Origin of the sequence: Dorea sp. AGR2135, assembly GCF_000420885.1 — a bacterium.
In the GTDB taxonomy this organism is placed as follows: domain Bacteria; phylum Bacillota; class Clostridia; order Lachnospirales; family Lachnospiraceae; genus Dorea; species Dorea formicigenerans.
The window spans coordinates 1-22,993 of record NZ_ATVU01000024.1 but is presented as its reverse complement, the minus strand read 5'-3'; the positions used below and the strand labels follow the sequence as shown (position 1 = coordinate 22,993).

Below are 22,993 nucleotides of genomic sequence, written 5' to 3'. Positions count from 1 at the left end.
TTGTGTTTTCATGTGCATCCAGCTATTGTTTTTCTTCCTTGTTGAGTGCATAATTTATGACCGCTTTTCCTTCATAACGGGCATACAGCTTGCTGCTGTAGTCCGTTTCTGTATTGTTGATTTCTTCCAGGGCAGAATTTAATTCCTTTAACAGATCCGGTCTGGATTTTGATACACCGAAATAACAGTCACTTGCACCGATATTGGCAATGGCAATAAAATCGCTGTTGACAGACAGCGCCGGGACCACAAGTGCATCCAGTTCCTCTGCATCCAGTTTTTCTATCATTTCATCATAGCCTTTACAGACAACAACCTCTGCCTGAATCTGATTGCTGTCCAGCCATTTTTCCAGAAGTTCTTTCTGATAGCTTCCATCCGCAGCACCGATACGACAGCCATTCATCTGCTTTAAATCACCATCCGTAAGATCTGTATGATCTTCCCGGGTATAGATTCAATATCTTTCTGTTCCCTCGGCATAGGTCGAAAAATCGATAGATTCTGCTCTTTCCGGTGTATAACTGACACTTCCAAGCAGATCTATTTCTCCATCTGCCAGCATATCCAGACACTCTTTAAATGAGCCATAGATATATTCATACTTCCAGCCGGTTATATAAGAAATCTTCTGGAGATACTCATAGCCTGCTCCCTGCTTGTGTTCCCCATAGCCGCCTTCCTGAAAATTGGCATATGGGAAATAACCGACTCTCACGGTTTTATTCTCTTCCTCTGTTACCTGAGTTGTTTTCCCGTCACTTTTTATCTCCGACGCATAAGCAGAAACCGGTACAAAGAGTAACATGATAAGTACTAAAACGCTCAAACCTATTCTTTTTTTCTTACCTTTTTTTCTTATCCGTTTTTCTATCTTTCTGTTCATTCCGGCATCAAATGCAGTCCCTGATATCATCCTGAAATGCATTCGCTGTCATCGCAATGATTGGTATCTCTTTTGTATCTTTACGGATATATCTGTGATGAAAAGTACTCATGGAAGCTCCGCCTTCAAAGCTAATACCATACTTCTTTGCATTTTTCTATTTTACAGTATCAAAATATCCAATGATCCCGATGTATCCATCCTTCTTTAAAGGCGACCACAATGTATGCAATTTCATTCTGTACATCTGACTGTTATTTTCCACCGTCGCTTTTATCGTGGCAGATATTTCTTTATTTTGTACAGATGTCTGATGTAATAAAACACGAATATATTGAACATCTTCTTCATTTACTCCAAATTCTTTGAACAAATTGAAATTCGGATTATCTCTCTGACATAATATCTGATGTTCTCCATTTAATATAGTTAATTGACCTGAAATTGCATTGTAATCAATCGAATTCATGCCACTGTTCGATTTGAAGAAATCGATTTTTTCCTGCATGACCTTGACAACACTCTGTGAATAATTTTGATTCGGTAAAGCTCTGTCGCTGAGTATTTCATTCGAAAGTCTCTGTATTTCATGGTAATATTTATTATCATCCATCTCTTTATCAAGCATTTTTGAAAACTGACGACTCAGTTCTTTCAGACACTTAAGGAGGATTGGATTAAATTGTCCACATTGCCCATCCAGGATCATTTGAATCGCTGTGTCATGATCAAATGCTTTTGGTTCGCATAGAGCCCTAAAGTGTTTTGGACTCTTTTCTTTACAATCACAGAATCAAACGGTCGTGTGATATAATCCGTGATTCCCAGCTCATATGCCTTACGCATAGTATCAACGGCATCTTCTGAAGATATCATAATCACAGGAGTTTCATCCAGACACTGACTTTGTTTCATCAGTTTCAGAACTTCAAAACCATTCATCTGTGGCATATTGATATCTAAAAGCATCAGATCAATCCCCGGATTATCTGCTGTCATCTGAATCGCCTGATTTCCATTTTCAGCTTCCAGATAATTATAAGTTTCCCCCAGAATCTCCTTCAATATATCCCTGTTGAGCTTTGCATCATCAACAATCAGTATTCTTTGCCTTTTATCCATATTTTTCATCATCCAACTAGTTTATAAATTATTTTTATCAGTAATTCCACATCAACAGGCTTAGCAACATGTTCATCCATCCCTGCTTCTTTTGCTCTTATTCTGTCCTCCGTGAACGCGTTTGCTGTCATTGCAATGATCGGTACCTCCTTTGCATCCTCTCTGTCCAGAGACCTGATCATCTTTGCGGCTTCATAACCATTCATGACCGGCATCATAATGTCCATAAGAATGACATCAAATTCACCAGGTTCACTATTTCTGAACAGCTCAACAGCTTCCTGACCATCCCAGGCTTTTGTCACGTCAGCACCTTCATTCTGAAGCACAAATTCGGCGATTTCCATATTCAGCTCATTATCTTCTGCCAGAAGAATATGCAGTCCCTTTATAGATTTTTCGGACACATCCTTCTGTTCTTCACGTTTATCCACATCCGGATCTATTTTAAATGGAACCCGGATCACAAATGTCGTCCCTACGCCTTTTTCACTTTCGAAAGTAATGGTACCACCCATTTTCTCGATCAGTTTCTTTGTAATCGGCATTCCCAGACCTGTTCCTGCAAATTTTGTGCGGCTTCCGGTATGCTCCTGTGCAAATGGTTCAAAAATATGCTTCTGAAACTCATCTGTCATTCCGATTCCAGTATCCCGGCAGACAAATTCTATTATCGGCATTTCCGGCTGTTCGGATGGAATTTCCCTGCAGCTGATATAAATCTGCCCGTTTTCTCTGTTATATTTCACCGCATTCGACAGGATATTCATCATCACACGTTTCACATACCTCGGGCTTCCAATAAAATCAAGGTGTTTGATTTCTTTTTTCTCCCATACAATTCGGATATTCTGTTCTGCAGCAATCTGTTCAATCACAACAAGCACTTCCTCAAAAATTTTGCTCAGATTAAATGGACTCTCTTCCAGAACAACTTCACCAGACTCCAGCTTACTCATATCCAGAACATCATTTACCAGTTCCAGCAACAGATTGGATGCCTCTTTGATCTTTGCTCTGTATTCTGTCTGTTTCTCCATGTCGTCTGCATAATGCTCTGCCATATCAATCATACCGCAGATTCCATTGATCGGAGTCCGGATATCATGGCTCATCCGCTGTAGAAACTCTGTCTTTGCCTCATTGGCTGCTTCTGCCTTTTTTGCTGCTATCAGAAGTTCTGCTTTGTATTTTTCATCTTTTTCCATCTCCTGTTTCTGATGTGCCTGATTAGTTCTGTATCCCCAGAATAAGAACATACCGAATATCAGTAAATAAAGAAAAATAACGCTTATCACACTTAATGGAAGGTTATGAAATACTTCCGTATCCGGAAGATACGCATAAATATAATAATCCCGCTGCTTCAGCATGATTCCGTAACATCCGGTCCCTTTATTCTTCAAATGGAAAATGTGCTGACTGTCTGTATGCTTTTTCATTGCCTGAACCACCTCATTGCCGGCGGTGTTCTGCCACAGAAGTTTCTCATCATTGCTGGCAACAACGATTCCCTCATCTGCAACAATAATCGTTCCATCTTTCTGGATACTATAACCATTTAAAAGTCCCTGTATCGTCAACGTATAGTTTCTGGCAAATTCAGGAGATGTGTAATAATAGGTCGCAACGATACCTGGTGCATCTTTTCTGGCGCAGGCTGCAATGTCAATATGTGATCCGTCTTTCCTGTTAAACCGTTCTGAATAAGTTCTTTCTTCATATCCATCAAAATCCATGATAATGTCTTTTTGCAGATACTCCGTGATCTCACCTGTCAGAGACTCATCCATACTGTATTCACAGTCTGTCTTTCCCTCTGCATCCAGTATAATGATACCATCCACCCAGAGAGTCTGCAGGTTTTCTTTCAGAAAATCCCGGCTTAGCTGACCGCCGTTTTCTATTTCCGTATCGATATTCGTGCTCATCTGTCTGGCACTTTCAATGGCACGGAGAAGACTTTTGGATTCCGAAGATTCATTATAATGGGTGTAGGTGGAACACTGCACTTTCACATAGTTTACAATCTCCACCATTCTTTTCTCTGCTTCTGCTTTTTCTGCGTGGAAGAAATAAAGCAGAGCGACTACTGCCACACAGATTCCAATCAGACAGCCGAACAGCCGGATTCGTTTTTCTTTTTTCTTTCTCTTAATATCCAAGATCATCCACCTCCAGATACTTCTGGGGATCGTCCAGATATTTTTCAATGATTTTCAGGGATGTGCCATCCTGACGCATCTCCTCCAGTGTCTGATCCATCTGCTCACAGATTCCTCTGTCATCATCTTTTGCAAAAGCGACACCGATTCCGGTGATCATCAGAGGTTCTTCCAGAATACGGAAGCTTGCATCATAATCCTTCATATACTGAACGATAGATTCCTCGTGTGCTGCAACTGCATCTACATATCCTTTCCCCAGAAACGTATAGATCAGCTCCCTGTGTCCCAGACTGATCAGATTGCCCAGCTTTGGAATTCTCTCATCCGTCCGGTTCAGAAAGATTCCTTCCGGTTTGGTTGTGGACTGAACAGCCAGGTTCTTCCCCTCCAGGTCACTCAGTTTATAAATATCACTGTTCGCATTTACAGCGACCACCTGACGGCTTGCTATGTACGGTCCCGCCCAGCGGTAATCATCAAGACGCCCTTCCATGGAAAAACAACCCATGATACAATCAATCTCTCCGCTCTCCACCAGTTCTTTTTTCTTCTCCCAGTTAATCTGGACAACCTCCAACTGATATCCCATTCTTTTAAAAGCTTCCGCAGCCAGTTCTACATCGATTCCCGTCGGTACACCATCCTCATTCAGATAATTGTATGGTGGATAGCTGTCGCTGCCGAGGGTAATCACAGGCTTTTTGTTTTCTTCTTTCGTGTTATCTGTGTTTTTACACCCTGCCAGGGTGACCGCTAAAATTCCCGCAAGCAGAATGCCTGCAATCATTCTTTTTCCTTTCATTTTCTATCTATCCCTAACTATCCTTTTCGATTCTTTTATGTACGGTTAATTTCCATTTGTCATTGTTCAGTGACCTGCGGTTCGGTACCCCCCCCCCCCGGATTTTATACTTCTGATTGTCTTTTCCAGTACTTTCATCTCAACCGGTTTTGAAACATGTGCATTCATACCGGCTGCCAGAGAATGCTGAATGTCCTCTGAGAATGCATTGGCAGTCATGGCAATGATCGGAATCGTCTTTGCCAGTTCATGGGAACTTCTGCGGATTGCCTTCGTTGCCTCATAACCATTCATCACAGGCATCTGCACATCCATCAGGATCATGTCGTAATCACCTGGAACAGACTGTTCAAATGCTTTCAAAATCTCTTCACCATTTTCACAGATGGTACATTTTGCACCTTCAATCTTTAACAGTTCCGTCAGAATTTCTGCGTTCAGCTCATTATCCTCTGCGCACAGGAACCTCATTCCCTGCAGGATATTACCATCCTGCTCATCTGTTTCTTCTTGTGCTGCCAGAGCAACGGTTCTATCCTCTGCAATTTTCAGATCTATGAGAACCTCAAAACAGCTTCCCTGTCCCAGTTCACTCTCCACATCAATGGTGCCTCCCATTGCCTCAACCAGGTTCTTAGTAATCGCCATTCCCAGTCCGGTTCCCTGTATTTTATTTGTAAGGGAACTTTCCGCACGGGTAAACGCATCAAAAATTGTATCCTTGAAATCAGCCGACATTCCCATACCATTGTCACTGACTAAAAAGCGGTACCTTGCATACGCCCTGGATTTTGTTTCATATTCTTCTACAAGGAACTGAATTTCCCCGCCTTCCTGGGTATACTTCACAGCATTGGAAAGCAGGTTGCTGAAAATCTGCATCAGGTGAACCTGATCCCCATTCACCCACTCATGTTTGATATTGTCATGATTCATTATCATCTTCTGATGTTTGCCCTCTGCCTGTGGCCGGAACATCATCTGGATTTCCTGCATAAATTCCAAAATAGAAAAATCAGAATACTTAAAAACCGTTTTTCCTGCCTCGATCTTACTCATATCCAGAACGTCATTGATAATCCCCAGCAGATGCCGTGCAGAAACATCTATTTTTCTAGCATATTCTCTTACTTTTTCTTCATTTCCTGCATCATGTTCAAGCAATGATGTAATACCGGTAATTGCATTCATTGGTGTACGGATATCATGGGACATATTTGCCAGAAAATCACTTTTGGACTGGCTGGCATAACTGGCTACTTCAAATGCCTGTTCAGCTGCCTGTTTTGCCTGTGTAAGTTCTGTATTGATTGTTTCCAGTTTTGCGTTATTTTCTCTTTCAACCTCAATTGCTTCACTCTGTTTTTTTCTAAGCACTGTTACGATAGCTGTAATTACACAAACTGCTGCAACTACTGCAAACAGAATGATAAACCACATGATCAGGTTCACAAGCCTTACCGTATTCGTTGCTACATATTTTGCCGGCACCAGAAAGATCAGGGTCCATGCTGAACTATCCATTCTTTTTAAAACATAGAAATATTCTGTCCCATCAAGTATCGCATTGGAATAACTTACGCCTTTCCCATTTAATTCTTTTTCCGTTTTGTCAAAGGAAGAATCATGAAGATATTCCATCTTCTTTAATACAGAGAACACGTTATGTCCTTTAATCAGTTCTACTTTATTGGTGTTAAACTGTTTAAAGCCATTATCATCAAGAATATAGACGCTGTTATTTTTATCATAGGCATCACAGCCAAAATATTCGTTCAGCTCCTGCATATCCTGATATAAACCATAGTAATTAATAATCTGACCACCTTGAAGCCTGATTGGATGCTCTAATTTCTGTAAGAAAACCATACGGGAATCATTTGTTGTCATAAAATTCGACACGTAGCTGATTTTTTCAGGGCTGTTCTCGAAATGATATGCGTCTCTCACTATTCCCTGGTTTCCTTCTTCTGTATAGTACTTTCCACTGTCATCCACTGCCAACAATGTTATCCTGGAATCTTCAAATTCATATAAATCTGTTATTGTTTTCATATACCGGCTCATATCATCCACAGTCTGTATATCAGCAGATTCTATGAGGTTACATTGTACCTGGACATAATTCCATTTTGTGCCCATAACATCTTCCAGATTCAAAAACATCTGATGGGTAATTTCATCCATCTGGTTCAATCGTTCTTCATAAATAAACTTTTGAATATATGACTGATTCAGGAAAACAAATAAACCGAGCATCACCAAGATCGTAACAATACATCCCAATATAACTTTTTTATATTTATTTATCTTCTCCAATGTACTGTTCTTGCTTAGTTTCATTTCACATCTGCCTCACTCAGTGTTTTAAATTTTGAAAAGTAATCTTTCGCTGCATCCATTCCCACAATACCGCTGTCATTTAATGCAACATCTTCATTTGCTCCGCAAATAACAACCTGATAAGTTTCATCATCTTCAAGTTCTTTATCCTTCACCAGCACATATGGATAGGTGTTGCCTGTACCTGCGGCATCATAACCATCTTCACATAACTTTTTGATATCTTTCCCTGTAATTTTCGCTGTCTGTATTGTGCCATACCAGCTTGTTGGAAGAATCGTACAAATATCAGCTTCTGTAATATCCTGTGCATAAAGCTTTCCATTCACACCCGCTGTATTCTGATCTTTTCCATTACCATGTATCCATTCACCTAAAGAAATCAGTGCCGCATCACTTTTTGTTGCTTCCATAAAGCTTTTTCCAATCAGTTTTGCACAGCTCTCCTGAGAGATAGTTTCAGTTGTAGTCGTGATAACTTCCGGTTTATTGTTTACCACAGAATCCTGATCCGTATCCAGCTGATCCACAACATCTTCAAGCGTTGCCTGATCCTGAAGGTATTCCAGCATACGATTTCCTGTATTTACCATTGCATTTTCCCACCCTGCATAAATAAGCAGTGCCGTATTTCCAGCATTGATCTCATCAGCAATATCTCCATAATAGGTATCGTCTGCATTCCAGTCTTTAAATGGAAGTAAACTCGATTTCAATTTTGATTCGTCATATACCGCAGTCGTTCCTTCCACGGAAGAAAGAATCTCCATAACTTTTAATGCATCTTCCAGTTTTTGTGGATTCTCCTCTAATTTTTTGCTCAATCCATGATAGCGTGTCACATTCAAAATATATACATTCTGGCTTCCGTCTTCAGAAAGATATGGCATTAATCCAAACCGATCCTTTGTATCATCTGTTTCCCCGATACCATTTTTGCTTCCAAGCAGGAATAACGTATTGCCTTCCATAAATTCATTTCTGGTTTCATCATCGCTCTGGGGATTCTTTTTATTCGTAGTAAACATGCCCAGGTCTTTCCATTTCTGAATATATTCCATGCAATCCATCATGCCCTGTGTATCACGCACATTGGCCTTTCCTGTCAGATAATCCTTTTGCCACTGTTTGCCCTGAAAAGTTCCCAGAAATCCCGTATCCGCAATATTGCACATATATTGAAATCCGTAACCCGGAAATTCGATCTGTGCCAGGCAAAGCTGTACCCCTGCCGCCTTTGCTTCCTCTGCCAGGTTTTCCAGATCAGCAAAGGATTTTGGGAGCTTCCATCCATGTTCTTCTAATAAAGTCTTGTTATAGGTAATGCCTAAACAGCTGTAAGCTGACGGAAGCATGTAAATGGCTCCATCATCTGAGACATCCTGCAGTCTGGATTCTACATAGTTGTCTGTAAAATCATAACTTGAAAGATCGATCATCTTATCACTCATGTCATTGATGTCTGGATCATAAACTGTCTGTGTACAAATATCGGGAAGATCATCTGCTGCTAACATATTCTGTAAATATTGTGTGGTGTTTGCACCTGAATAGGAAAGAATCTCCAGATTTACTTCCGGATACTTCTCATGTACCAGATCAGCTAATCGATCACACTCTATATAAGGTGCCAGAATAGTGACTGCTTCATGTTCACTCGTCGCATTCTTATTCGTACAGCCCGTAAGACATAACAGCACAGTTACAACAGATACACCTAATATTTTTTTCAATTTCATAACTTTCCTTTCATCTTCTGTTGATAAATTATTCCTCAAAAAAGCACTGTCAGACAGACAGTGCAACTCATTTTATGCAACTGGCTGCCATTTTACAGGCCCTGTAGCTTTGCGTCCCAGACTTTCATCTGGTTTGCCGATTTCCTTATTATAGCTTTTAAATTTATGCAAAAAACTGGTTTTATTATACTATAGCGTATCTACTGTACGCAAGAAAAACATTACCGTTTTAACACCCGAAAACAACGCATCTTATTATAAGACATGAAAATGCCAGTATCATGGATTCGTTATCTGTAACCCAAATACTGGCATTCAATTAGGAGTATTCAAATATTCTTCTTTCTCTACCGGAATTACTCCATATTTTCTGAACTATTTAATCATTGTATTTTTTCAATCAGTTCTGACAACATTTTAACCGCATTCTCGGCAATTTCCCCCATTGGGGCGTGATAAGTTGTCAGCGGAGGAATCATATGCTTTGTCACAAATATGTCATCAAAGCCAACCACCGATATATCCTGCGGAATCTGCATACCACACTGATTAATTCCACTGTATATGCCAATTGTCATCATATCGATCGTAGCAAAAAAGGCAGTCGGCCGTTCTTGCTTCTCCAAGGCTTCAACGGTACGCTGACATGCTTCGTCAATTGTATCCACATCATAGATAAAGTACCGTTTATAATCCGTGATTCCAAATTCTTCCAGTGCTTTTTTACCATTCCTTCATGAGCAAACCGGTCAACGCCTCCTCCCTGTTTATCTCCCACTCCTGCACTATGACAAAGAGTGAGTTCACAGGGAAGTCCGGTATTCAGATATCGTTCCTCCAGCTTCTTCAGAAAAAATGAAGGTTCATTAATTCCTCCACCTCCCGCTGTCAGCCACACGCAAGAACCATCTTCAATTAATTCTGCAGCAGTTTCTGCCGTCATATTTTTATTTTTCCAGCATAATGTATCAAAAATTGCAATGCTAAAATAAGAAACTGTATATAGAACCAGCCACGGATATATGTTTTTTATATGCATAAAATATGCAATGACCAACAGTGCCGCACCAACAAAAGATAGGTTGCAAACATCCACACGATTTTAAAGGACATTACAGGATATTGTGCCTCCTGTATTTGTATACTTTATTGCATTGCTTATAATATTAAGACAGACTTCTGACAGATGCGGTGCATCCATATATACGGATACAGAATCTGTTCTGTCAGAGAGAGCGTCTGATTTTTACTTTCTGCCTGTTGTTGGAACATAGTGACACAATTTTCAAAGCTTTCATGGACATTCAAAACAGTGTATTCCATTTCGACCTTATTATTTTCAATTCTTGCAAGATCCAGAACATTACCAAGCATCGACAAAGGTTCTTTTCCGCATATTTGAATTTTTTCAAGGTATCCGCCAAGTTTTTCTGTTTCCTTCAAATGTCTGGACGCCAGATCTGCATAGCCAATGATTGCATTCATAGGAGTTCTGATGTCATGAGACATATTGAACAGAAATGTTGATTTTGCTTTATTTGCACATTCTGCTTTTAATTTTGCTTCCCGCAATTCCTCCTCTTGTTTTAATTCCCGCAGTTTTTCATCTGTCACATCTCGATTTGCGATCAGCACTGATGTAACATTTCCATTTATGTCATAACTCTGAGGAACGACCATGGAAAGAAACCATGATCCATTCTTCTTTTTGAATTCGGAAAACATAGATTCTTTATTATGAAGCCGTGCTGCCATGGTTTGTATATCAAAAAAATCTATATACTTCTGTACAAATGGCTTTTCTATAATATCTTTAATAATATTGAACTGAGAATCCCAATCTACTCTATTTTCTTCAAAATCCATATCCATCTTCCTGGATCTTTTGACGAGTTCAACCTTCTTTGTTTTTAAATTCAATCTGGAGATATGGTAATAGGCAGTGCCTAATGCATGAAGTGACTGCCGGGTTTTTTCCACCTGCTTTCCCAATGTAACAGGGAACTCTTCACCGTTCATCTGTTCCAGATCTGGTGTTGACTGATGCAGATTTCTTACTTCAATCCTGATTTTACCTCTTCGTTTTACATCAAATTTAAATGATTCTAATTTGCTGCCATTTCACAGGCCCTGTAGCTTTGCGCCGCGGACTTTCGTCTGTTTTGCCACAAATGTTATTTTTATAATATCATGCCATGTTTTTTCTTGTCTGTTCTTTTCTGCTTTAAAGCGAAAAAAATAAAAGAGCCCAACGCATTCCACATCTTAAACGGCACGTTGGGTTCTTTTACTTTTATTTTTTGTTATATCCCATATTTTTTTAAATCTACTTTTCCATCGATTACCTCAATCCCGTCTGCTTCCAGCAATTGTGCCTGCACACTTTCTCCTCCAAAGGCAAATGCACCGGCTAATTCTCCTTTCGCATTGACCACACGAAAGCAAGGAATATGTTCCGGATCCGGATTCTTATGAAGCGCATTTCCAACTGCTCTTGCCATCTTTGCATCTCCTGCCAGCTCTGCAACTTTACCATAAGTCGCAACATGACCTTTTGGAATCTTTTTCACTGCCTCATAGATTCTTTTCGTCGGGCTGTCCGTAATCAGATCATAGCTCTCGGAAATCATTCTTTGAATTTCATTTTCAGGAATAGAACCATCTAAAATGATGGTATTCCAATGTTCCTTATTCTGATGATACCCTGCAATAACAGAGGCATAAGTACTGCGCCAGAAATCTCTCCACTGCGGATCAACTTTAACATTTAAATTAACATATCCATTTCTTTCATAAATCCATAAAAATGTTTTCTTACTTCCTTTTACTCTTACCAGTTGCCAGCCCTGATCGCGAAATGGTCTTTCTTCATACACATTCGGGAAAGATCGCACATACTGCAAAACTTCTTCTCGCGTTCTCATACTAAAAACCTCCGTTCCCTGCAATCATTAAAAAAAATAATTATTTGTAGTCTGACATTTCACATCTACAAATATATATAATCCTTCATAACTGGCTGTAAACCATTCTTTTTCAGCGCATCGAACACTTCATCCACCGTTCTTCCGTCTGAAATCTCAAACTGGTCGTCACCTTTATCTTCGATATCTTCCACATGACTTCCAATTCCTGTGCTGACTCCTGCGGATATCTTGGTCGCTGCAATATTTACCAGATTATCACGAACACGGGCACATTCTCTTGTAGACACCGTAATACTTGCAAATGGCATGAACAGACGATATGCACAAACTACCTGAAGTAACTGCGGCTCATGAACATCCATCGGGTTAATGCGATCATTATTGATGATCGGACATAGTCTTGGACAAGAAAATGCAATCTCTGCATGCGGATATTTTCTTTGAAGCAAATATGCATGATAACCTGTCGCGAAAGCATCTTTGCGAAAATCATCCAGTCCTAAAAGCGCTGCAAAGCCAACACCTCGCATGCCACCCTTAAGTGCACGTTCTTGTGTGTTCAATCTATATGGAAAAATCCTTTTATGTCCTGCTAGATGTAATGTTTCATACTTATCTGAATTGTAAGTCTCCTGGAAGACTGTCACATAATCTGCTCCGCATTTATGAAGGTATGCATACTCATCCGAATTCATCGGATATACTTCAAGACCTACCACTTTAAAATATTTTCGTGCAATCTCGCATGCCTTTCCAATATACTCCACATTAAATTTTGTCTTACTCTCACCTGTAAGAATCAATATTTCCTGAAGTCCGGTCTTGGCAATAGCAGCCATCTCTTTTTCAATCTCTTCTTCATTAAGCTGTGCACGGCGAATCTTATTATGACAGTTGAATCCACAGTAAATACAGTAATTTTCACAGTAGTTTGCAATATAAATTGGCGTGAACATATACACACTGTTTCCAAAATGCTTTCTTGTTTCAATCTGTGCTTGCTGCGCAATCTCCTCTAAAAGCGGAAGTGCTGCCGGCGAAAGCAGTGCCTGAAAATCCTCTGGTGTCCGGTTATCATGCGCCAGTGCTCTTCTTACATCTGCTTCTGTATATTTATCATAATCATATGCTTTCATTGCAGAAATAACCTGATCCATCACATCAGATTCTTCCAACTGCTCCATATCCGGAAGATACTTCATATGATCGATACGATTCTTTTTCATATCTTCCAGTATTTCTTCATTTACAATACTTTCATTAAAATGACCATCTTTTTTACTGGTCTGCATTGTTTCTACCATTGCTGTTACATTGATCCTCTCGTATATCTTTTCTTGTATATCTTTATACTTGTATTCTGTTATCAGTGCAATTTACTCATGCAAAAATCCTGTTAATGGTGAAGACGCACTTGCTCCTTTATCCAGTATTCTTCCTAATCCGGAAAGATAAGCACTTCTTCCTGCCTCAATTGCCTTTTTAAACGCTTCAGCCATAACCTGGACATCTCCTGCTGTCGCAATAGCAGTATTGGCCATCACTGCTGACGCACCCATTTCCATAGCTTCACATGCCTGTGACGGACGACCGATTCCTGCATCAACGATAATTGGAAGATCAATCTCATCAATAAGAATCTGGATAAACTCTTTTGTACAGATTCCCTTATTTGAACCGATTGGAGAACCAAGAGGCATCACACAGGCTGCCCCTGCATTTACCAAATCTCTGGCTGCATTCAAATCCGGATACATGTATGGCATAACAACAAACCCTTCTTTTGCAAGGATCTCTGTTGCCTTGATTGTCTCGTAATTATCTGGAAGAAGGTATTTCGAATCGTGAATAACTTCAAGCTTTACAAAATCTCCACAACCCAGCTCTCTGGAAAGTCTTGCAATACGAACTGCTTCCTGCGCATTTCTGGCACCGGATGTATTCGGAAGAAGTGTTACGTCCTTCGGCACATAATCCAGAATATTATCAAGTCCGCCTTCATTAGCACGGCGCAAAGCAAGTGTTACGATCTGTGCTCCTGCTTTTTCAATACATGCTTTCATAAGCTCCAATGAAAATTTTCCAGATCCCATAATAAAACGGGAAGTAAATTCATGTCCTCCCAGGATTAATTTGTCTTCGTTTGTGTTTGTTGTTGTCATTTTTTTATCCACCTTTCTTTGTTTACTCATAAATTATGATACCTGCTATTCGCATATCGTGAAGCTTAGAAGCTTCCGCCGCCCATAAAATGCAGAATCTCTACAACATCTCCATCTTTCAGTACAGTTGTATCGTAATTTTCTCTTTTGATGATCTCCTCATTCAATTCTACTACTACCTGCACCGGAATATAATTACATGCTTTCAAGTATTCCGTTACCGACACTGGATGTTCCAGCGTTCTGTTCTCTCCATTGACTGTAATCATGGCTGCTCCTTTCCGGAAATGCGAGTGCGCATCCTGCCGGAGGCTTTTTATATAAAAGGAAATGTAATTTCCTATTATATAAAACAGAGTTCACAAAGAAATACACCCGCGGTGGTGCACCCCTTCATGAACTCTGTTCACTCTCAAAATTTCCTATATTCTATGATTCGCACCTGGCTTAGAAGAAAAGACGTGGTTTTCTATGCATAATAAAGGAGATACACCAATGTATCTCCCGTAACATTATCTTATACGTTCCTACGTTGGCATTATCCAAATCAGGTTCTAGGTCGAAGTTGAAGACTTCCTCTCAGCCTGCTATCACAAGCTCCCCTTTTATTTACAATGCCTAGTATAAATCGATTTTTATTTTGTGTCAAGAGCACTCGGTAATTTCTTCATTGCTTTCTTCACCTACTTATCTATAAACACGGATATTTTTATCTCCGTCTCGTCTCTTGTATAGACGATGCCATGAATATACTTGCCATCATCAGTCACTTTGCTGATGATATTGTCATAGCATGTTTCTCCTTTGTACTGATACTGCTTGACTAACTGAGCTTCTTTCACTTCTTTCGTGTCCAGTTTTTCCACCGGAAAATACACATATACTTTTTCAGAATTTGTATCAAATGCATAGGCACTGGCTACCTGCTTCGCATCAATAAATCCATTCCCATTCCAATTCTCCTGTGAATCCAGACTGGTTTTTTCAAGTATGATCTGATCCTTTGGATTTTCTGTAATCAGGATAATATCATCCTGAATTTTTTTCTCACATTTTACATAGGTATCTTCACCCGCACCCACAACACGATATCCATTCATCAGATACAGTTGATTCTCTATTCCATTTTCAATCGGCCAGCCAGCCAGATTATAATATGGACACCGAACCGTCTGATATGCTTCCCGGCTCTCGTAATCCGTAAGCAATATTGTATCAACGCCTGTCTTCTGGCTTATCTGCGATACAGGAATCTGTTCTACGTCCTGATTGGCATAAGATACAACAGCTCTTGCAGATTCCTTCTGTAAGACTTCTTCCAGATTTTCCCCATCATAAAATGTGTGGATCATTCCATTTTTTTCGTCTTTTACCGTTCCATACTCACCATAACATACATAGTCACTCTCTGCGTGAAGTCCTGTGATGTTATACATTTCTTGTGCAAATGCTGTGGCAATCTCCTGAAACTGATAATTATCAAGCCCGTCCGTATTCTTTTTCTGCCCTGATATCGCAACTAAAAAATCTGCCCCCTTGTACTTCATTTTCACGAATACATTTCCGGTGGGAGAAGGGAAAAAATCCGGCACCGGACTGGAACTGTATTTCTCACAGTTTATCTCTGTAATCTTTGCATCGATTCCATATTTTTCTCTTATATAATTTTTCGCATTTCCCCGTCCTTGCTTTTCATAACGCTTCATTTCTCTCTTTTCTTCCAGCGTATAGCCACAACCTGTCACTGTAACCATTATCAAAGCAAGAAGGATCCAATAAACGGCTTTTCTTTTTCCCATACATCTCCTCCCAATCCATCCCCTCATTTGCTATTACTTTTTTAATTATACTGCTCTTTATAAATCTCTGTCAATTTTATACAACAGACACCTTGTTATTCCACACAGAACCAGTTAAAATATACTTTGCAAATGAATGTTGCAAATGTTATTTGTGGGGGATTGTTACATATGAATAAGAAAAATCAATACGCAGACTCTGTAAAGGAAACGTTGATTCTGACGCTTGCTGTGGCAATTATTGCCGCTGCAGTCTACTTCTTCCTTGTACCAAGCCACGCTTCTGTCAGTAGTATCTCTGGTCTTGGAATCATTCTGTCAAACTTTGTACCGCTTCCATTGTCAGCAATCACTATGATCTTAAATATAGTGCTTCTGATTATCGGATTCTTTACATGCGGTCGGGAATTCGGAGCAAAAACTGTTTATACAAGCATTATGCTTCCACTGTTTCTGGGGCTTTTCGAAAAGATTTTCCCGGATTTTTACTCCATGACCGACAGCCAGGAACTGGATGTACTCTGTTATATACTGGTCGTAAGCGTCGGACTTGCAATTTTGTTCAATCGAAATGCCTCTTCTGGCGGACTGGATATTGTTGCCAAAATCATGAACAAATATCTGCATATGGATCTCGGAAAAGCTATGTCACTGTCCGGTATGTGTGTGGCTCTGTCCGCAGCACTTGTGTACGATAAGAAAACTGTAGTTTTAAGTGTCCTCGGTACTTATTTTAACGGAATCGTACTGGATCACTTTATCTTCAATCAAGATATGAAACGGCGCGTCTGCATCATCACCCGGAAAGAAGAAGAGCTGCGCCACTTCATTTTATATGAACTTCACAGCGGGGCTACTATCTATGAAGCCATCGGTGCTTACACAATGGAAAAGCATAACGAAATTATCACCATTGTGGATAAAACAGAATACCAGAAACTGATGAAATACATCAATCAGGTGGATCCTAAGGCGTTTATCACAATCTACAACGTTTCCAATATGCGGTATCAGCCAAAAATTTAGTACACATTCTATATGACAAAAAATTGCTCAGACCTTACACGGTCTGAGCAATTTTTCTGTCATATGAGTTCTCACTCTTTCTTTTCCTACCAGTCGGTATACAAATCAATATTACCTTTTCCACTTCCACTATCATAGACTTTTCCAGCTCCAAGAGATGTCTCGACCACGGTTCCTTTTGGATAGTCATCACTGGCAAGTACAATATAACCATCTTTGTCACGGATTGTTCCGTCACTCGCAATATGACGTCCCGGAATGTTAAGTCCTGCTCCCGGAAGTACCTTCTGTGAATAATAGGTTTCAGTATGTCCGTTAAACCAGATTCTCCCTTTGGATGGGGTCAGACCACCGGAAGGAATATTATACTTTCCATGACTGGAACTGCTCCCGGAGTTATTATTACTTCCGGAATTAGAAGGTTTGGAAGAGCTGTTATTATTAGAACTGCTTCCGGAAGTATTATTTCCAGTGGAAGCTGATGCCTGCTTTGCCGCTTCTTCCTGTGCTTTTTTCTGCGCTTCTTCCTCCTGCTTTGCCTCTGCCTCACGCGCTGCCTGAAGCTGCGCATTCACAGTCGCAAGATCTGTGGAAGTTGCTGCTGCTTTCGCCTGAAGATTCTGCTGCTCAGTATTTAACTGACTCTGTAAATCTGTCAGTTCCTGCTGCTGGCTCTTAAGATCCTCTTCCTGCGTCTCGATACCTTGACGTATCTCCATCATGTTCTCCAACATTTCCTTATCATAATCGGTAATGTTCTGAATGAACTCGGCTTTGTTGAGGAAGTCTCCCATACTGTCTGCAGTAAACAGCATAGTAATCATTGTCTCTGAACCATTTTCATACATGTACTTAATACGAGTCTTCATCGTTTCATACTGCTTTTCCTCGTTATTACGAGAAATCTGAAGTGATGCCTCCAGGCGGTATACTTCATTGTTCGACTCTTCAATTTCCGCTTCTGTCTCAGCAATCTTATTGCTGATCGTAACCAAATCCTGATTAATCCCTTCCAGTTGACTTTGAAGATTACTGGTCTTATCTTCAAGGCTTTTGACCTCCGCTGCATGCACCGGCATTGCTGACAGTGCGACACCGAACGCACAGACAAAGGCTGCCCCACGTCTTGCGATCCGTTTCTTATGCATGTTCATAAATGTAATCCTTTCTTGTTTGTTTTGGGGTTAACACTAAGATATTATATACTATTTTTTCAAAAAGAACAACCTTTCTTTGCACAGCACGTTTTTTATCAGAAAGTTCAAGAAATAATTTTAACCTTTTCCTTGATGTTTTTTAACCTTTTCACATATTTGTTATACTATTTCTCACTGGCTTTCATTTTCAAAAGTGCTGCATTTACCACATGCTCCACCAAAATTGAAGTCGTGACTCCGCCAACTCCTCCTGGAACCGGTGTAATTGCATCTACAATCGGTTCTGCCTCATCAAATGCTACGTCTCCGCACAGATTGCCTTCTTCGTTCACATTGATTCCCACGTCAATAACAACCTGTCCCGTTCTTAAATGTTCTTTCTTTATAAATCCTGCACTTCCTGCTGCCGCAACTACGATATCTGCAGCCTGTACTTCCTGCTTTATATTCTTAGTCTTTGTATGACAGACTGTAATTGTTGCATTTTTCTTCAGAAGCATCATAGATACCGGCTTTCCGACTACAAGGCTTCGTCCTACGATCACTGCTTTTTTCCCGGTACAGTCAATTCCATAATGGTCCAGGAGCCTGATACATGCACTTGCGGTACACGGCGCATAGCCCATCTCTTTTCCGGCAAATATACCTGCCATGGAAAGATTGGTAATTCCATCTACGTCCTTTTCTACATCCAATGTATTTAAGATTTTCTCTTCGTCCAGATGAGATGGCAACGGGCGGAAAACCAATACTCCGTGAATATCTTCCGCCTTGTTTAGTTTCTGGATCGTATCAATCACCATTTCTTCCGTTACATCTTCCGGAAGCAGAAACTTTTCATATGCCACAGATAATTTTTCGCAACGCTTTACAGCATTGCGCTCGTATGCAATATCATCCTGTTTTTCACCAATTCGGATAATTCCAAGTTTCGGCATCACTTGATGCTCTTTTAATGTTTTTACTTTTTCTTCAATCTCCTCATTCAATGAAGCAGTTACTTCTTTACCTAACAGTATCTGTGCCATTTTACGATTCTCCTTTTTCATTACCGTGACTTAACGAATCTCATTGCATACGTTTTCAAATATTTCATCCGCCTTCTTCTCATAAGTTTTTCTGAGACTGTCTGTCTCATCATTCAACTGTTGAGCTAATACACGATCTTTCATAGATTTTGTGTTAATATAAATGTTCAATGACGCGCCCTGCAGTGCAGACTTCAAAAGTGTTGCTCCGACTCCTGCATCACTAAGTGCAATCCGGCTTCCTTTTTCAGCAAACTCTTTCATCAGGTCTAATCCTCTTGCACAGGTTTTCATAATTTCAAGCGGTACTTCACATGCATCTTTTAACACAACTGCCATAACTTCTTCCTTTTTTGCAAGTTCTTCCGGCGTACTCTTTGGCAGACTGTACGCTTTGCTTAATGGTTCAAAGACCTCGGCATCTTTTGCCACAAGTTCAAGAAGCCGCTTTGTAATTTCGTCTGCTTCTTTTTTACAACGGATAATATCTTCTTCTACATCTGCATAACGCTTCTTACCGACAGTAAGACTTCCCACCATATTGCCGAGTGCCACTCCGATTGCTCCAACTAAAGCAGACGCTCCGCCGCCTCCCGGAATCGGGGCACTGCTTGCAAGAACATCAATAAAATCCTTGCATGAGTTTTCTGTAAAATCTATCTGTTTATCTAATGAACTCATAGTACGTACCTCATTCTCTAAATACTTTAAATCGTAAAGATTGTTATTATAATAACATTTTCTAAGTGACACATCAATTTCCATATTATCTAAATCTATGTGCCAATTTTATCTACATTTTGTAAAAACTATGACATTTCATAATAATGTGCATAAATACCACCACGTGCGATTAACTCATCGTGTGTTCCACGCTCTGCTATTCCATTGTCAGCAACGACCAGAATCTCATCTGCATTACGGATTGTGGACAAACGATGTGCAATTGTAATGGTTGTACGATTCTTTGCCAACTCTTCAAGACTCTGCTGGATCCAACGTTCACTTTCATTGTCCAATGCACTGGTCGCCTCATCCAGAATCAGGATTGGCGGATTCTTAAGGAAAACTCTGGCAATAGAAATTCTCTGCTTCTGTCCACCGGAAAGCCGGGTTCCTCTTTCTCCGACAAATGTTTCATATCCATCCGGAAGTTCCATAATAAAGTCATGGATATTGGCTTTCTTTGCCGCATCTTCAATCTCTTCCATCGTAGCGTCAGGCTTACCATATGCAATATTTTCACGGATACTTCCACAGAAAAGATAAACATCCTGCTGCACAAGGCCAATCTGATTACGCAGACTCTCAAGGGTCAGCTTTCTCACATCTTTTCCGTCAACCGTAATCTTTCCACCTGTTACATCGTAAAATCTTGGAAGCAGGGAACAAATTGTTGTCTTGCCGCTTCCAGAAGGACCAACCAACGCAATTGATTTTCCAGCCGGAATATGGAACGATACATTTTCCAGAACCGGCGTGTCATCATCACTATAATGAAAGAAAACATTTTCATAATTCACATCTCCCTTCACGTCATCAAGCAGCTCTGCATCCGGTGCATTCGTAATCTCAGGCTCTGTCTCGACCACGTCCAGAAATCTCCGAAATCCGGACAGACCTTTCTGCATCATCTCAGTCAGCTCCACAAGAATCTGAATCGGACTGATAAAGATTCCGATATAAAGCGCATACATAGCAAGATCAGCTACTTCCATCTGACCATGGGCTATGAGCCAGCCTCCAAATACAAGCGTAATCAGATACATCATGCCCTGAAAGAACAGATTTCCACTCATAAAGCTTCCCATACACTGATAGTTCGCTTTCTTAGATAAAAGAAATCCATGATTGCTCTCCATGAACTTCTCCCGCTCAATCTCTTCATTTGCAAAAGACTGTACGACACGGATTCCGGCAAGCGTATCCTGCAAACTGGAATTCACGTTCCCGATTTTCTGCCTGTTATCCATAAATGTTGTCTGCATCTTCCGGTTCTGGCTGCCCGAAAAGAAAATCATAAATACAACCATTACAAGAAGCGGGATTGCAAGCTTCCAGTTGATCAGGAATAAAAATACAAAAGAGCCGATAATTTTAATCAGCGAGATAAATAAATTCTCCGGTCCGTGATGCGCAAACTCCGCAATATCAAACAGATCCGATACCAGTTTACTCATCATCTGTCCGGAATTGTTCTGATCATAATAAGAAAACGATAATTTTTCATAATGATCAAATAATTGTTGGCGCATATCGCGCTCCATGTGCGCTCCCATCATATGCCCCTGATAGCTGACATAATATTTACAACATGCCTGAAGAACATAAATCAAGAACAACACAATCCCAATCGGTACAAGATTACGCATAATTGAAGACGCATTTTCCACAAACAACGTCCTCGTAAGTGTCCGTAAAATCTGAGGAAAAGCCAGATCCACCAGGCTGATTATCGCTGCACAGGCAAGATCTAAGAAAAAAACAGCTTTGTATGGCGCATAATATTGAATAAATCTCTTTAACGTATGCATTTAAAAACCTCTTTCTACTCAAAATCGCTAGTAATATTATATATACAATTTTGAAAATATATCATTGGGGACGGGGTTTTTTCAAAAAAACCCCGTCCCCAATTAAACTTTAACCTGTCCCTTTTTGTAATCGTCAAAACAATTCCAATTATTTCAAAAAGTCTGGATCTTCAAAATAGTTTATCTTCATAGAATTTTTTACATCTCGAAGTGTTTCTGCAGCTTTTGCCTCTGCAACCTTGCTTCCTTCTTTGAGAATGTCGTATACATCCGGAAGTCTCTTCTCCCATGATTTTCTTCTCTCGCGGATTGGTGCAAGTTCTGCCTGCATTACATTGTTCAGGAATTTTTTTACTTTTACATCTCCAAGTCCACCGCGTTTGTAATGTTCTTTCAGTTCCTCCAGGTTTGCATAATCTGGAAGAAATTCGTCTACATAATCCTGCTTGCAGAATGCATCAAGATAAATGAATACCGGGTTGCCTTCTACCTGCCCTGGATCTTCGACTCTTAAGTGATTCGGATCTGTGAACATGGACATAACTTTTTTCTTAATGTCTTCTGCTTCATCTGACAGATAAATACAATTTCCAAGTGATTTACTCATCTTTGCCTTACCGTCGATTCCCGGCAGTCTCAGGCATGCTTTGTTAGATGGAAGAATAATATCTGGCTCTGTCAGTGTCTCACCATACACGCTGTTGAATTTGTGTACGATTTCTTTACACTGCTCCAGCATCGGCAGCTGATCCTCTCCTACCGGTACAGTTGTTGCACGAAACGCCGTGATATCTGCTGCCTGACTGATCGGATAGCAGAAAAATCCGACCGGAATGCTTGCCTCAAAATTCCTCTGCTGAATCTCGGCTTTTACTGTAGGGTTCCTCTGTACCCTGGACACTGTAACCAGATTCATATAATAAAATGTAAGCTCTGTCAGTTCCGGAACCATAGACTGAATGAAAATATTAGATTTTGCCGGGTCGATTCCGCAAGCAAGATAATCCAGTGCCACATTCATAATATTCTGTCTTACTTTCTCTGGATGTTCCGCATTGTCTGTCAATGCCTGAGCATCTGCAATCATAATATAGATTTCATCATAATCACCGGAATTCTGCAATTTCACACGCTCCTGCAGTGATCCTACATAATGTCCCACATGAAGACGTCCTGTTGGTCTGTCACCGGTTAAGATAATTTTCTTCATTTTTATATCCATTCCTTTCGCGCTGCTCAAGGCACAAAACGTCATGAAAAAACGTTGGCTTATTGCAGCTATCTTTTTATAATTGTTTCC

The 22,993-nt window shown here is 40.2% G+C and carries 20 protein-coding genes, 1 pseudogene and 2 riboswitches; of the genes and pseudogenes, 1 reads left to right on the top strand and 20 read right to left on the bottom strand.

What is annotated here, in order from left to right; all coding sequences use genetic code 11:
- Nucleotides 1-22 precede the first annotated feature (22 nt).
- The 15 genes and pseudogenes from G593_RS21780 to G593_RS0113535 all read right to left on the bottom strand — a co-directional run bounded on the left by G593_RS21780 (nt 23) and on the right by G593_RS0113535 (nt 15,948).
- Nucleotides 23-406, bottom strand: a complete 384-nt coding sequence (locus tag G593_RS21780; RefSeq protein WP_029732046.1) for a transporter substrate-binding domain-containing protein — start codon at nt 404-406, stop codon at nt 23-25.
- A gap of 51 nt (nt 407-457) precedes the next feature.
- Nucleotides 458-829: a transporter substrate-binding domain-containing protein gene (locus G593_RS21775; RefSeq protein WP_196801976.1), complete on the bottom strand. Its 372-nt coding sequence runs from the start codon at nt 827-829 to the stop codon at nt 458-460.
- A gap of 214 nt (nt 830-1,043) precedes the next feature.
- Nucleotides 1,044-2,008, bottom strand: a pseudogene (locus G593_RS21555) (response regulator).
- A gap of 8 nt (nt 2,009-2,016) precedes the next feature.
- Complete coding sequence (locus G593_RS0113590) at nt 2,017-4,179, bottom strand: ATP-binding response regulator (RefSeq protein ID WP_029732044.1); 2,163 nt, start codon at nt 4,177-4,179, stop codon at nt 2,017-2,019.
- Nucleotides 4,163-4,978: a substrate-binding periplasmic protein gene (locus tag G593_RS0113585; protein ID WP_029732043.1), complete on the bottom strand. Its 816-nt coding sequence runs from the start codon at nt 4,976-4,978 to the stop codon at nt 4,163-4,165. The genes G593_RS0113590 and G593_RS0113585 overlap by 17 nt, the downstream gene beginning before the upstream one ends.
- Before the next feature lie 66 nt (nt 4,979-5,044).
- Nucleotides 5,045-7,321 (bottom strand): ATP-binding protein, encoded by a 2,277-nt coding sequence (locus tag G593_RS0113580; RefSeq protein ID WP_029732042.1) that lies wholly within the window; start codon nt 7,319-7,321, stop codon nt 5,045-5,047.
- Nucleotides 7,318-9,060, bottom strand: a complete 1,743-nt coding sequence (locus G593_RS0113575; protein WP_005341451.1) for an extracellular solute-binding protein — start codon at nt 9,058-9,060, stop codon at nt 7,318-7,320. The genes G593_RS0113580 and G593_RS0113575 overlap by 4 nt, the downstream gene beginning before the upstream one ends.
- Nucleotides 9,061-9,132: 72 nt before the next feature.
- Nucleotides 9,133-9,208: riboswitch (cyclic di-GMP riboswitch) on the bottom strand.
- Between the two features lie 235 nt (nt 9,209-9,443).
- The gene (locus G593_RS19680) at nt 9,444-9,728 is read right to left on the bottom strand and encodes a substrate-binding domain-containing protein (RefSeq protein ID WP_242827093.1); all 285 of its coding nucleotides are present in this window, start codon (nt 9,726-9,728) and stop codon (nt 9,444-9,446) included.
- Complete coding sequence (locus G593_RS20895) at nt 9,638-10,003, bottom strand: hypothetical protein (protein WP_242827099.1); 366 nt, start codon at nt 10,001-10,003, stop codon at nt 9,638-9,640. The genes G593_RS19680 and G593_RS20895 overlap by 91 nt, the downstream gene beginning before the upstream one ends.
- A gap of 215 nt (nt 10,004-10,218) precedes the next feature.
- Nucleotides 10,219-10,926 (bottom strand): sensor histidine kinase, encoded by a 708-nt coding sequence (locus G593_RS18690; RefSeq protein WP_242827092.1) that lies wholly within the window; start codon nt 10,924-10,926, stop codon nt 10,219-10,221.
- 437 nt (nt 10,927-11,363) lie between these two features.
- Complete coding sequence (locus G593_RS0113555; protein WP_029732039.1) at nt 11,364-11,984, bottom strand: methylated-DNA--[protein]-cysteine S-methyltransferase; 621 nt, start codon at nt 11,982-11,984, stop codon at nt 11,364-11,366.
- A gap of 65 nt (nt 11,985-12,049) precedes the next feature.
- A complete protein-coding gene (gene thiH / locus G593_RS0113550; protein ID WP_029732038.1) occupies nt 12,050-13,291 on the bottom strand; it encodes a 2-iminoacetate synthase ThiH in 1,242 nt (413 codons plus the stop codon).
- A gap of 72 nt (nt 13,292-13,363) precedes the next feature.
- Nucleotides 13,364-14,149 carry a thiazole synthase gene (locus G593_RS0113545; protein ID WP_029732037.1) on the bottom strand — a complete coding sequence of 262 codons (786 nt, stop codon included), beginning with the start codon at nt 14,147-14,149 and terminating at the stop codon, nt 13,364-13,366.
- A 65-nt stretch (nt 14,150-14,214) separates the two neighbouring features.
- On the bottom strand, nt 14,215-14,418 hold the full coding sequence (gene thiS / locus G593_RS0113540; RefSeq protein ID WP_005341442.1) for a sulfur carrier protein ThiS: 204 nt from the start codon (nt 14,416-14,418) through the stop codon (nt 14,215-14,217).
- A gap of 238 nt (nt 14,419-14,656) precedes the next feature.
- A riboswitch (TPP riboswitch) is annotated at nt 14,657-14,763 on the bottom strand.
- A gap of 69 nt (nt 14,764-14,832) precedes the next feature.
- Entirely contained in the window at nt 14,833-15,948 is a 1,116-nt protein-coding gene (locus tag G593_RS0113535) for a hypothetical protein (protein WP_029732036.1), read from the bottom strand.
- Nucleotides 15,949-16,119: 171 nt separating this feature from the next.
- On the opposite strand from G593_RS0113535, the gene G593_RS0113530 reads away from it, so the two are divergent.
- Nucleotides 16,120-16,974 (top strand): YitT family protein, encoded by an 855-nt coding sequence (locus G593_RS0113530; RefSeq protein ID WP_029732035.1) that lies wholly within the window; start codon nt 16,120-16,122, stop codon nt 16,972-16,974.
- A gap of 86 nt (nt 16,975-17,060) precedes the next feature.
- Here the strand turns inward: G593_RS0113530 and G593_RS0113525 are convergent, their stop codons facing one another.
- From G593_RS0113525 to trpS, 5 genes are all read right to left on the bottom strand, one after another.
- The gene (locus tag G593_RS0113525; RefSeq protein WP_005341433.1) at nt 17,061-18,128 is read right to left on the bottom strand and encodes a coiled-coil domain-containing protein; all 1,068 of its coding nucleotides are present in this window, start codon (nt 18,126-18,128) and stop codon (nt 17,061-17,063) included.
- Nucleotides 18,129-18,295: 167 nt separating this feature from the next.
- A complete protein-coding gene (locus G593_RS0113520; RefSeq protein ID WP_022279743.1) occupies nt 18,296-19,159 on the bottom strand; it encodes a bifunctional 5,10-methylenetetrahydrofolate dehydrogenase/5,10-methenyltetrahydrofolate cyclohydrolase in 864 nt (287 codons plus the stop codon).
- A 30-nt stretch (nt 19,160-19,189) separates the two neighbouring features.
- Nucleotides 19,190-19,840, bottom strand: coding sequence for a cyclodeaminase/cyclohydrolase family protein (locus G593_RS0113515; protein ID WP_105308917.1), 651 nt, complete (start codon nt 19,838-19,840; stop codon nt 19,190-19,192).
- 128 nt (nt 19,841-19,968) lie between these two features.
- Complete coding sequence (locus G593_RS0113510) at nt 19,969-21,693, bottom strand: ABC transporter ATP-binding protein (RefSeq protein ID WP_005341429.1); 1,725 nt, start codon at nt 21,691-21,693, stop codon at nt 19,969-19,971.
- Nucleotides 21,694-21,841: 148 nt separating this feature from the next.
- Nucleotides 21,842-22,903: a tryptophan--tRNA ligase gene (gene trpS, locus G593_RS0113505; RefSeq protein ID WP_005333967.1), complete on the bottom strand. Its 1,062-nt coding sequence runs from the start codon at nt 22,901-22,903 to the stop codon at nt 21,842-21,844.
- Between the last annotated feature and the right edge of the window lie 90 nt (nt 22,904-22,993).